The 11,845-nt window shown below is 68.0% G+C and carries 10 protein-coding genes; 4 read left to right on the forward strand and 6 right to left on the reverse strand.

The genetic code is table 11. The features are described 5' to 3' along the window. Positions 1–51: 51 nt before the first annotated feature. The gene (locus NIBR502771_RS12015; protein ID WP_141161530.1) at positions 52–1,044 is read left to right on the forward strand and encodes a hypothetical protein; all 993 of its coding nucleotides are present in this window, start codon (positions 52–54) and stop codon (positions 1,042–1,044) included. On the opposite strand, the gene NIBR502771_RS12020 is transcribed toward NIBR502771_RS12015, so the two are convergent. The 6 genes from NIBR502771_RS12020 to NIBR502771_RS12045 are packed head-to-tail and all read right to left on the reverse strand — an operon-like array spanning position 1,045 to position 7,400. After that, positions 1,045–1,758: a DUF4166 domain-containing protein gene (locus NIBR502771_RS12020; protein ID WP_141159957.1), complete on the reverse strand. Its 714-nt coding sequence runs from the start codon at positions 1,756–1,758 to the stop codon at positions 1,045–1,047. A gap of 46 nt (positions 1,759–1,804) precedes the next feature. After that, complete coding sequence (locus NIBR502771_RS12025; protein ID WP_141159958.1) at positions 1,805–3,097, reverse strand: DUF58 domain-containing protein; 1,293 nt, start codon at positions 3,095–3,097, stop codon at positions 1,805–1,807. After that, entirely contained in the window at positions 3,097–4,110 is a 1,014-nt protein-coding gene (locus tag NIBR502771_RS12030) for a MoxR family ATPase (protein WP_141159959.1), read from the reverse strand. The genes NIBR502771_RS12025 and NIBR502771_RS12030 overlap by 1 nt, the downstream gene beginning before the upstream one ends. Continuing rightward, positions 4,107–5,327, reverse strand: coding sequence for a DUF4350 domain-containing protein (locus NIBR502771_RS12035; protein ID WP_141159960.1), 1,221 nt, complete (start codon positions 5,325–5,327; stop codon positions 4,107–4,109). The genes NIBR502771_RS12030 and NIBR502771_RS12035 overlap by 4 nt, the downstream gene beginning before the upstream one ends. Continuing rightward, positions 5,324–5,956, reverse strand: coding sequence for a DUF4129 domain-containing protein (locus NIBR502771_RS12040; RefSeq protein WP_141159961.1), 633 nt, complete (start codon positions 5,954–5,956; stop codon positions 5,324–5,326). The genes NIBR502771_RS12035 and NIBR502771_RS12040 overlap by 4 nt, the downstream gene beginning before the upstream one ends. Next, positions 5,946–7,400 carry a hypothetical protein gene (locus NIBR502771_RS12045; RefSeq protein ID WP_246839649.1) on the reverse strand — a complete coding sequence of 485 codons (1,455 nt, stop codon included), beginning with the start codon at positions 7,398–7,400 and terminating at the stop codon, positions 5,946–5,948. Before NIBR502771_RS12045 ends, NIBR502771_RS12040 begins: the two co-directional genes overlap by 11 nt. Before the next feature lie 176 nt (positions 7,401–7,576). Here NIBR502771_RS12045 and mtrA point away from each other — a divergent pair, with 176 nt between their 5' ends. The 3 genes from mtrA (at position 7,577) to NIBR502771_RS12060 (ending at position 11,824) form a co-directional block, all read left to right on the forward strand. Then, positions 7,577–8,251 (forward strand): MtrAB system response regulator MtrA, encoded by a 675-nt coding sequence (gene mtrA / locus NIBR502771_RS12050; RefSeq protein ID WP_141159962.1) that lies wholly within the window; start codon positions 7,577–7,579, stop codon positions 8,249–8,251. Positions 8,252–8,339: 88 nt separating this feature from the next. Then, the gene (gene mtrB / locus NIBR502771_RS12055; protein ID WP_246839650.1) at positions 8,340–10,112 is read left to right on the forward strand and encodes an MtrAB system histidine kinase MtrB; all 1,773 of its coding nucleotides are present in this window, start codon (positions 8,340–8,342) and stop codon (positions 10,110–10,112) included. Further along, positions 10,109–11,824, forward strand: coding sequence for an LpqB family beta-propeller domain-containing protein (locus NIBR502771_RS12060; protein ID WP_141159964.1), 1,716 nt, complete (start codon positions 10,109–10,111; stop codon positions 11,822–11,824). The genes mtrB and NIBR502771_RS12060 overlap by 4 nt, the downstream gene beginning before the upstream one ends. Positions 11,825–11,845 lie beyond the last annotated feature (21 nt).

Raw genomic sequence — 11,845 nt, forward strand, 5'->3', positions numbered from 1 at the left:
GCCGCGCCCCTTCAGGAAGAAACCACAGCCAGGGAAGTCACCGCCACCGCCCTGGGGACGTGGCCGGGTGACGACCCGCTCGAAGCCACCCGCATCATCCGGGGCGAGCTTGGCAGCCCGCACCTTCCCTTCCTGGCCGAACTGCCGGACCGGGGTGTCGGTTCAGACGCCCTGGGCCGCACAGCCTCCCTCCTGGAAGAACTCGCTGTGGATGTCCAGCCGCATGGCTGGCGGCTCGTGGACCGCCCGGGCAAGGACATGCGCCGGGCAGCATCGGCATTGTCCACCGACCTGAACGTCCTGGCCGACGTCGCGGGCGCCGAAGACGTGTCGCCGGATGAACTGAAGGTTCAGCTGGTGGGACCGCTGAGCCTTGCTGCCGGCCTGTACCTGCACAACGGTGAACGCGCGCTGTTGGATCACGGCGCCCGCCGGGATCTGGCAGCCTCGCTGGCAGCCGGAGTTGGCGGTTACCTCACCCGTGTGGCAGCAGCCGTTCCCGGCGCCCGGCTGGTGGTGCAGGTGGACGAACCTGCCATCGCCGCAGTGCTGGCCGGCACAATCCCGACGGCGAGCGGTTACCGTACCCTCCGTGCAGTTGCAGCATCGGAAGTACGTGAGTCCTGGCGCATTGTGATGGACGCCCTGCGCGGGGCAGGCGCCGCTGGAGTTGTGGTGTCGTTCCCTGAAATCGAAGCCCCGATCGAGCTGGCCCTCACGTCCGGGGCCGACGGCGTCGCGTTGCCGCTGAAGGCCCTGACCAACCGCCAATGGGAACAGGTGGCCGGAGCGGTGGAGGCCGGCAAGCAATTCTGGGCCGGCGCCCTGGAGGTGGCCGCCGCCGGTCCGCTGCCCAGGGTTGCCGATTGCGTGGAGGCAGTCTGGCGGCCGTGGCGGCAGCTGGGACTGCCGCCCTCACTGCTGCCCGCAGTCCGGGTGACGCCGTCGGCAGGGCTGGCCGCAAGGACACCCGCAGAAGCAACTGCCGTCCTGAACAGGCTCACCCAGGTGGCGGACGGCCTGAACCAGCAGGCGCTGGGGTAGCTAGACCCTGTTCTCCCAGCGGTCCGGCTGGGCGTAGCGGGGGAGGAAGCTTTGGGCGGAGCTGCCGCCGGCATAAGGGCGCAGGCGGTAGTCGAAGGCCCCGGCGTATACCAGGACCAGGCCGATCTGCGGCTGGATGACCTTTACCTGGATGCGGTGCCGCCCGTTACTGCCCTCGGCCGGATCCCACCACTGCTCGGCGTAGGCCTTGGCGTCCAGTGCAGCCGGAAGCGGGACCCGGAACGGGCCTGCGAACAGCCTCGACGCCTCCGAGACGCCACGCAGCCTGCCTTCGGCAGTGACGCTCAGGTTCAGGTCCGTAACCAGCCGCCGGTAGCGTCCCACGTAGTCCACCAGCTGGGGGCTGCCTTCCCGGTTGGTGACGCTTGTCGTGTCCTGGAAAAGCCTGGTGCGCCCCGGGAACCGGATTTCCCGGCGCGCCGTGAGGCTGGAGCGGCCGAACGGATCCTGGTGGGCGTGGTTTTCAATCCGGAACGGGATGTTCTCACCATATTCGGGGAAAAAGGCTTCTTCGCGGCCGGCCAGCCCCAGCAATGGGCGCAGCCACCGCTGGCGGCACCCAACGACGTCGAACGTTCCTTCCCCGAGCCCGTACTGTCCGGAACCCGGGGCCAGCGAGAAGTACTCCTGAAGCTCGGGCTGCAGCCGGTGGAAGTCCGTGCCCAGGGCTTGCCGGTAAATGGGGACGCTCATGACGTGGACCTCCTGTGGCCTGCGGCGGCGCTGTCTGCCTCCGGTTTCACAATCTACCGGCAGCCTTGAGCCGGATATACATGTCAGCGAGGTGGGACGGCAGGTCATGCGGCTCCGCGTCCACCACCTCGACGCCGTAGCGGCGCAGTTCCGCGGTAACCGCGGCGCGCTGCAGGAGTGCGCGCTCGGCGGCAGCCGCCCGGAACACGCCGGTGGCGTCGCTGCGTTCCCGGAGCATGGTGCCCAGCTGCGGGTCGCGGACGGCAGCCACCACCACTGTGTGCCCGCTGGCCAGCCGCTCCGCCACGGGCAGCAGCCCTTCCTCGGGCGCTCCGCTGTCCAGTGAGGTCAGCAGCACCACGAGGGACCGGTGCGCGGAGACAGCGCGGACCTGCGCCGGCACCGCCGGCCAGTCCATCTCGATCAACTCGGCTTCAAGGGGCGCCATGGCCTGGACCAGCCGGCCCAGGATGTTGCCCTGGCCTGCGGAACCGGTCCGCGCCCGGGTCCTGCGGTCAAAGGCCAGGAAGTCCACCCGGTCGCCGCCCCGTTCGGCCAGGACGCCCAGGAGGAGCGCAGCCTCGATCCCGGTGTCCAGCCGCGTTTCGTCGGCGATCCTCGCCGCGGACGTGCGGGAGGTATCCAGGACCATGACAACCCGCCGGTCCCGTTCCGGGCGCCAGGTGCGGACCACCACGGAGGAACGCCGTGCCGTGGCGCGCCAGTCGATGGACCGCACGTCATCGCCGCGGACGTAGTCCCGCAGGGAATCGAACTCGGTGCCGGCTCCGCGGATCTGGACGGCGGCCTTTCCATCGAGTTCGCGCAGCTTCCGCAGCTTGGAGGGCAGGTGCCGGCGCGAATGGAAGGGCGGCAGTACCCGCACCGAGCCGGGGCAATCGATGGTCCGCTGTCTGGCTGCCAGGCCAAGCGGACCATACGACCTTATTGTCACGTGGGGTGCCTTGAGGTCCCCGCGCCGGCCCGGCCGGAGCCTGACAGCGAACCGTCGGCTTTCGCCGGCCGGGACGTCGATGTCCTGGACCGGGTCCTGCGCCCCGGCGGAGGGTTGCCACCCGTCCCTGAACGAGCCCCGGAGCCGGCGGGAACCTCCGTTGCGGAGCGTGAGGGCCGCCTCCACCGCGTTGCCGAGGCTAACGTTCTGGGGTTCCGCACGTACCGCGGCCACCCGCTTGGAGGACCCGGCAAACAGCAGGTCGGTACCCAGCATGGCAGCGAGCACGGCGGTCGTGGTGAGAATGGTCGGCCAACCCGGGAACAGCAGCACCGGCACCAGGCCCAGCAGCACCACTGCCACGAAGCGCCCCGAGATGGCCATCAGCGGGGAACGGGGACGGATGCCAGGATGCTGCCCAGGACGTCGTCCACCCTCACTCCGTCCATCTGGGCTTCGGGCTGTAAAGCCACCCGGTGCCGCAGGCATGGCAGGGCCAGCGCCTTGACGTCGTCCGGGGTGACGAACGGACGCCCCGAGAGCCAGGCCCAGGACCTGGAGGTGTTGAGCAGGGCAGTGGCGCCTCGCGGTGAGACGCCAAGCTGGAAGGAGGGGGCCGCCCTGGTGGCACGCACCAGGTCCACGATGTAGCCGATGATTTCCGGCTCCACCGCTACCCGGGCCACTGCTTCCCGCGCCCCTTGCAGGTCTTCGGCGCCCGCCACCGCCCGGACGCCTGCTGCTGCCAGGTCCCGGGGATCGAATCCGGCGGCATGGCGTCGGATCACCTCGATCTCCTCACCGCGCCCGGGCAGCGGCATGGTGAGTTTCAGCAGGAACCGGTCCAGCTGTGCTTCGGGGAGGGGATAGGTGCCCTCGTATTCCACCGGATTCTGCGTTGCTGCCACCAGGAACGGCGCCGGCAACCGCCTGGACAGCCCGTCCACGGAGACTTGCCGTTCCTCCATGGCTTCCAAGAGCGAAGCCTGGGTCTTTGGCGGTGTCCTGTTGATCTCGTCTGCCAGCAGGAGGTTGGTGAAGACCGGTCCCTCCCGGAAGCTGAAGTCGGACGTGCGGGAGTCGTAAACCAGCGAGCCGGTGACGTCGCCCGGCATCAGGTCCGGAGTGAACTGCACCCGCTTGGTATCCAGGCTCAAGGCGGAGGAAAGGGCCCGGACCAGCAGGGTCTTGGCAACACCCGGTACGCCCTCCAGCAGCACATGGCCCTGCGAAAGCAGGGCAATCAGGAGGCCAGTTACTGTGGCGTCCTGACCCACCACGGCCTTTGCCACCTCGCGCCGGACAGCCAGCAGCGCCTGCCGGGCGCCGTCGTCGTCCGCCGGGACGTTGGGGTCCACGGGGTTCAGGATTCCCGGGCCACTGCTCTGTTCGCTCATCGGGTCATGACCTCTTTCTCCAGTTTGTCCATGGCCTGGGACCAGGCCACCAGCCGGGCTTCAGTTGTGGGGCGTTCGTTAATCAACATGCGGACGCCGGCGGCATCCCTGCCAAGCAGCCGGGCCGCCGCCGCAATCGTTTCCTCGGCAGTGGCGCCCGGGCCAAGGCGCAGTTTTCGGGCGAGCCGCACCAGCAGGCCGGCCCGCAGGTTGTCCCGGGCCTGCTCGACGGCACGCGAGTCCTGGTAGAGCCGTGCCCGTCCCTCTGCCGTCTCAACAGCCTTGACCACCACCGGCAACGGCTCGAACACCAGCGGACCATGCCTGCGTCCCCGCCATACGATGGCGGCGAGCGCCACCACCAGCAGCCAGGGGCCAAGGAAACGGGCCCAACCCGGTGCGAGGTCGTCGAGGGTTTTCCCGGAGCCGTCCGCGGTTGCGTCTTCGATCGAAGGCAGGTACCAGACGAGGTCCCGCGAGGCGCCAAGCGTCCGGACCGCCAGCGCAGCGTTTCCCAGCTCGTCCAGTTTGTCGTTCCCCAGGACAGCCGTGCTGCCCAGCACGGCCAGCCGTCCGTCAGCGCTGACGGCCAGCATCCCGGCGGTGCCTGCCGCGCGGTAACAGGTGGTGCCGCCGTCGTAAACAAATCCGCCCTCGCCTGTCACCTGTCCCGCTGCCTCGGCGTCAGGGTAGGCGCAACCGGGGTTGAGGACCGGAGAGGCATCCGGGACGACGCCGGCCTGGTGGATGCCGCTGTCAAGGGCGGCAAGGGTCTCCAGCCTGGGGGTCACCACCACCACGCGGCCGGCAGCCGACACCAGGCCGGCCAGCTGCTGTGCGTCCAGGACGCCGTACCTGTCGTAGAGCAGGAGTGTGGGGGAGGAGCTTGAATGCAGGTCCTGCAGCGCCGCGTCGAACCGGGTGGGGGTACGGACCGAAACACCGTGCCGGCCCAGGATTTCGCCCAGCGCCCTGGCTCCCTCCGGCCCTGCGTTGTGGACGGAGAGGGGGAGGGTGTCACCTTTGGGGGCGAGTTGCGTGCCGATGATCAGGGCGAGCGCACCTGCCACCACGACCGCGGCTGCGGCCATGCCACGGTGCTGCCGCAGCCAGGCCAGGAACCTTGCGGCCCGGAGGCTTCCGCCCACCGTTGGCGCGCCGGGGGACTGCGGTGTTTCCTGTGCGGTCCCGGCGCCGGTGGTCGCTGGCCCGCTCATTGCAGCGGCACCATGCCCATGGCGGGCTTCGTGGCGTCCAGTGCGGCATCGAGGGCCACCATGTCCTGGTAGTCGGCGCTGCACGCTGCGCGGCTCCCGAAACGGATGCCGTCAAAAGTAGCCGCCGCCCGGGCAAGCCGCCCGGCTTCACCGGCGAACGGCACGGACAATGCGTTCGCGGCCTCATCTGCGGTCCTGCCAGGCTGAGGATCAAGAATGGTCCGGTTCTCGGCGCTGCGGACCATCGCGCGGAAACGGTCGACGACGGCGTCCCCCCACTGTCCGGCTGCGGCTGCGGTTTCAGCGCGGTTCCGGTAGTCCGCGGCGGTCAGGACGGTTTCCCTTTCGAAGACGTCCCTGGCCTGCCGGACCCGGGCGTTCAGCCGGGGACGGGTAAGGATGACCGCGGCCGCAATTATCGCGGCAATGACCAGCGCAATGACCGGGCTGGGCACCGGACCCGCCTCGCCTGGGGAGCCGTCCAGGGACTGCAGCCAGTCCAGGAAGTTCCGCCACAGGCTGTCCAGCCAGGACGGGGCAGCGTCCAGGTATTCAGGTTTGGCCAATTCTTCTGCTGCCCACCGCTGTGCCTCGTCGGCACCCGGCAGCACCGGCGGTTCAACGGCCATCGGGCCATGCTCCCGGCGCCGTTCCGTATCCGGGGTACGGGTTCGCAGCGACGGCCTTCCGGCCGGGGATGCCGTCAGGATCGGCGCCGGTCTCCATGTCGCGCAGCAGCGCGATATCCAACCCGTCCTTGCGCATGCGCAGGTCCATGTAGAGCAGCGCCATAACGGACGTTTGGAACGCGTAGCCCACCGCGCCCACCAGCGCACCGACCACCGCGGTGATGATGCTGACGGCAACGGTCAGCGTTGCGTCCTGGCCGCTGCCGCCATGGGGCGAGACCACCCCGGACAGCACCGTGGGCAGCAGGCTTGCCGGGATCAGGACCACCTGGGTGATGACAGCGACCAGGATTCCCACCACCAGGGTGATGCCCAGGATCCGCCACCAGTTTGTCCGGGTCAGTTCCCACGAGCGGCGAAGTCCGGCAAGGGCGCCCAATTCTTCGATGACGACGGCGGCAGGTGCCACCATGAGCTTGATCGCCACCCAGAGGAACACGGCGGCGAAACCGAACATCAGCGGGATGACCAGGAGGGCCGCCGCACCCCGGACGTTGGAGAACAGGAGGACGATGAGGGCGAAGAACAGCGCCATGGCGGCCAGCGCAGCCGCCACCAGCACCGCCGCAAGCCCGGCCAGCGCCCCGATCCGCGGACGCACCAGGGACAGCATGCGCCGGAAGCCGGTGGGACGGTTCAGGACGGACCGGGCCACAGGGACCACCATGGCGCCCTGGAGGACCACGGACATGAACACGGAAAGGATGGACAGCACGGCAAAGGTCACCATCAGCCCAATCCCTAACGACGCTACGTCGGTCCTGCTGGCCGTCTTCGCCCAGGATTCAATGGTCCCGGACGATGTTGCGAGCACTCCGGTGAGCACCGCGGCGAGGATGGCGGACAGTGACTGGGCCAGGAGGCCCGCGCCGAGCATCGCCTTGGCGTTGCGCCGGAGGGACTGGAACGAGCCATCCAGGATTTCCCCGAACATCAGCGGACGCAGGGGAATGATGCCTGGTTTAGGCGGGGCCACGTAGCGGGCCTGCCCGTAAGGGCCGGCTCCCAAAGGGCCGGCGTAGTGGGGCGGCTGGTTATGGGGGGAGCCCGGGTAGGGCTGGCCGCCATAGGGTGCTCCGTTGTAGGGCTGCCCGGCATAGGGCGCTCCGGGGCGTGAGGTTTCCCCGCTCGGGTAGGGCGGGTTCTGCGGCCACTGCTGCGGCTGCGTGGGCTGCTGCCACGTTCCAGGTCCGTTCCACGCCGGTGCCGGCCAGCCTGGCTGCTGGGGATCGCCTGGCTGTCCTGCCGGAGGCGCCCACGGCTGATCCCGGGCGGTCCGCCCAGGAATGCCAGCGCCTGTGCCGGTGGGGCCGCCGTCGCCATCGCCGCGGTCCTTGCCCCGTTCTTCCGGCGGGTTCCCGTGACCCGGCTCATGTGGTGACACTGATTTCCTCCCCCATACCAGTCCGCCTGCCCACGGGCCGCGCACCGGAAAGTGCGCACCGGCCGTGCTGGGCATGACCCCAAGACTATAGTTCCGGCGTCGGGCGGCCTAGTGTCCCGCCATGCCGGGAGGCCGCTCAACACGACAAACCCATCCCGATAAGGGAATATATAGCTATGAAGGCACGCATTCTGGTGGTAGATGATGACGAAGCGCTGGCCGAGATGATTGGAATTGTCCTCCGTAATGACGGCTTCGAGCCGGTCTTTTGCGCTGACGGCGCCCAGGCCCTCGATATTTTCCGGTCATCGCGGCCCGACCTTGTCCTGCTCGACCTCATGCTTCCCGGCATGGACGGCATCGAGGTCTGCCGGCAGATTCGCGGCGAGTCCGATGTCCCCATCGTCATGCTGACCGCCAAGTCCGATACCTCCGACGTCGTTCGCGGGCTGGAATCCGGTGCCGATGACTACGTGCCGAAACCGTTCAAGCCCGCCGAACTGGTGGCACGCGTACGCGCCCGCCTCCGCCCCGGCGACCAGAAGGCCCCCGAAACGCTGAAGATCGCGGACATCACCATCGACGTCGCCGGCCACACCGTCAGCAGGGGCAGCGAGCGGATTTCCCTGACCCCGCTGGAGTTCGACCTCCTGGTGGCGCTGGCCCGCAAGCCATGGCAGGTCTTCACCCGGGAGCTGCTGCTGGAGCAGGTGTGGGGCTACCGCCACGCCGCCGATACCCGCCTGGTCAACGTCCATGTCCAGCGCCTGCGGTCCAAGATCGAACAGGACCCGGAGGCCCCGGAAGTTGTATTGACGGTGCGTGGTGTCGGCTACAAAGCAGGGGTCTGACCCCGCCGCCCAGGACGGGACTTCCCCGGCCGGCGAACCGCATGACGTGCCTGGGCCCGGCAGCACACCGGCTCACGGCCTTCGGCACGTGGCGTTTCGCGCCCGGATCTGGCAGCGCCGCGCCCTCATCGTGGCGCTGCGCGTGGCACGGCTGGTCGGCACCGGTGTCCGCCGGTTCCTTCCGGGGCTAAGGTACCTGGGCCGGGCACTGCAGCAGCGCTGGCGGCGGTCGCTGCAGTTCCGAACCGTCCTCACCACCCTGATGCTGGCCGTCACATCGTTTGCCGTCGTCGGGGCATACCTGTCCAACCAGATCGCCAACAACCTCTTCCAGGAGCGCCTGACGCAAGCGGAGTCGGAGACACGCTACAACGTCAAGCAGGTGCAGGAGACGTTCGACGGCGCCCAGGTCACCGACCAGTCCAGCGTCATCACGCTGGTCTCCGACACCCTCAGCGCCGTGGAGGGCCGGGGTTCGGTCATCCAACGCCGCTACGTTTTTGAGGCGATGCCAAACCAGACAAAGCCCCGCAACCGCTGGGTCGAGTCCCGCGCGTCCGACCAATTGACGGTCAGCGTCATTCCCCCGGACCTGCGCAAGGCTGTCCAGGAGTCGGGCAAGGACCAGTACTGGGCTTCCACCGTCATCCCGGTGGGGACCGAGGACCGGCCGGGCATCGCCGTTGGCAACAAGGTCACCTTCAACGGCACCGTCTACGAGCTGTACCTTATCTACGACCTCAACACCGCGCAGCAAACACTGAATGAGATCCAAAGCGTCCTCTGGGCCGGCGGTGCGGTACTGGTCCTGCTGATCGGCGCCGTGGCCTGGTACGTTACACGCAACGTGGTCAGCCCCGTAAGCCACGCCGCCATGGTTTCCGAAAAGCTCGCCGCCGGGCAACTGCAGGAGCGCATGGTGGTCAAGGGCGAGGACGAAGTGGCCCGCCTTGGTGCCTCTTTCAACCACATGGCGGCCAGCCTGCAGGAGCAGATCACCCAGCTGGCTACGCTCTCGCAGATGCAGCAGCGCTTTGTGTCGGACGTTTCGCACGAGCTGAGGACGCCCCTGACCACGGTGCGGATGGCTGCGGAAGTGCTCTATGACGCCCGTGACGACTTCGATCCGATCAACAAACGGTCCGCCGAGCTGCTTTACAACCAGGTGGAACGGTTCCAGTCGCTCCTTTCGGACCTGCTCGAAATCAGCCGGTTCGATGCAGGCGTCGCAGTCCTCGATGCTGAACCTGAAGACCTCACCCAAGTCATTGCCCACGTCATCGAAGGCGCCGCCCCGGTGGCCGCGGAGTACGGATCGGAAATCCTCTTTACGGCACCCAAAGACGCCGTCATCGTGGAAATGGACGCGCGGCGGATCGACCGCATCCTGCGCAACCTCATCCTGAACGCCGTGGAGCACGGTGAGGGCAGGCCGGTGACCGTCACCGTTGCGGTGAATGACACCGCCGTAGGCGTTGCCGTCAGGGACCACGGCATCGGGATGGACCAGGCCCAGGCCGCCAGGGTCTTCGACAGGTTCTGGCGCGCCGATCCTGCCCGCGCGCGCACGACGGGAGGCAGCGGGTTGGGGCTCTCCATTGCCATGGAGGACACCAAGCTGCACCACGGCTGGCTGCAGGCGTGGGGGAGGAAGGGCGACGGCGCCAACTTCCGGCTGACCTTGCCGTTGCGCCAGGACGGTGTGATTACCGAGTCGCCCCTCCAACTGGAACCGAAGGACGCCACCATACCCGGAGCGCCGGGCACCATCCCCGCGGAACAGGACTACAAGAACATGCTGCTGTTGCAGGCAGGTGCGGCCGCGCCTGCCCCGGTCCAGTCCCCCGAGGAGACACCATGAGGGCCGGGGTGCGCCATGCCAGGTACCCCGCTGCGCTGCTTGCGCTGCTGATGGTCCTCCTGGCGGGTTGCGCACGGATTCCCACCTCCGGGCCGGTCGGAAAGAGCAGCGAAAGCAGTGCAGGCAACGTCAGTGCACCCGTCTTCCTGCCCGCAGCGCCGCAGCCCGGCGCGTCACCCGAGACCATCATCGACTACTTCTACCGGGCCGGCAGCGGCTACGAGGATGACTACGCGGTGGCACGACAGTACCTGACACAGGCATCGGCCGTGTCCTGGAAACCGGACAAACGCGCACTCGTCTACCGCGAGGCGCGCGTCGTCCCCACGGACACCGAAAACGTCTTCAATTATGAGCTGGATGTCTCCTACACGGTGGACGCTGACGGCATCGCCACCCAATCGCCGCCGGGCACAGTGGAACGTATTCCCGTGACCGTGACCCAGGTGGACGGCGAGTGGCGCATCTCCGCAATTCCTGACGGGACCGCCATCGCCGAGGAAACGTTCAAAGTGATCTACGGCGCGTATCCCATCTACTTCTACGACCCCACCTTTACCTACGCCATCCCCGACGTCCGCTGGTTCCTGAAGAACAAGACCGTCAAAGCGATGACCAGCGCGCTGCTGTCCGGTCCGGCGCCCTACCTTCGCGGCGCCGTCGCCAGCGCGTTCCCTTCCGGCATCAAGCTGGCCCGTGAGTCCGTCCCGGTGGTCTCCGGGGCCGCGCAGGTGGACCTGACCGCCAAGGAACTGACGGAAACCTCGGCGGAGGACCGGCTGCGCATGCAGATGCAGCTGACCCTGACCTTCCGCAGCCAGCCGGATGTGGTCAATGTTGAACTGCGCGCCAACCAGGACCTGGTTCGCGTGGAGGACAACGGATCGGTCCTTCCTCCGGTGCTGGACAGGACCGTTCCGTCGCGCCAGATCGCCGTCAGCGGCAACGAATTGGTGCGTTATGAGAACAACCGGGTTTCACCCTTGCCTGACATGCAGCCGGTCTCGGCCCTCAACCCGCGCTATCCCGCAGAATCTCCGGTGTCGCAGACCGCAGCCTTCCTCAACGAGGGCCGCACCACCCTTTACAGCATCAGCCCGGGGCAACCTGCGCGTGCCCTGACCACCCGAACCACCCTCAGCAGGCCGTCTTTCAGCGTCAGCGACTGGGTGTGGACGGCCGGCCCGGGAGGCTCCGGCGCCACCGAAGTCGTGGCGTTCCACCCCACCGGCGTGGCCGAGGGGGCGCCCGTCCCGTCGGTGACCCTGGCGCCGTCGTGGCTTGCCGGCCGGACGGTGAAGGAATTCCGCGTCTCACGCGACGGCGTGCGCGCCCTGGTCATCTCTGAACAGAACGGGAAATCCAAGGTGCAGGTGACGGGCGTGATCCGCGCCGGCGACGGCACCCCGCGCGAACTGACACCCCCGATCACCCTGGCCACTGCCGGCGATCCCGACCAGGGGGTGTGGGTGAATGGCACCTCTGTTGTCGTCATGAAGGGGGCAGCCGGGGCCAACGTCACGCCGGAACTTCTCTCGCTCACCTCCGGGCAGCCGCAGCAGCTGGCGCCCTGGCCCGGGCTGGTTGCCATCAGCGCCGGAAACGGTGCAGACGACATCTACGTCCAGTCCGGAGAGGGCATCTTCCAGCGGCTCGGCAACGGTTGGTCGCCACAGATCAAGGGCCCGATCGATCCCGCTTTTCCTGGCTGAGGCCGGTTTCAAATCCCCTCG

This window comes from Pseudarthrobacter sp. NIBRBAC000502771 (assembly GCF_006517215.1).
GTDB lineage: Bacteria > Actinomycetota > Actinomycetes > Actinomycetales > Micrococcaceae > Arthrobacter > Arthrobacter niigatensis.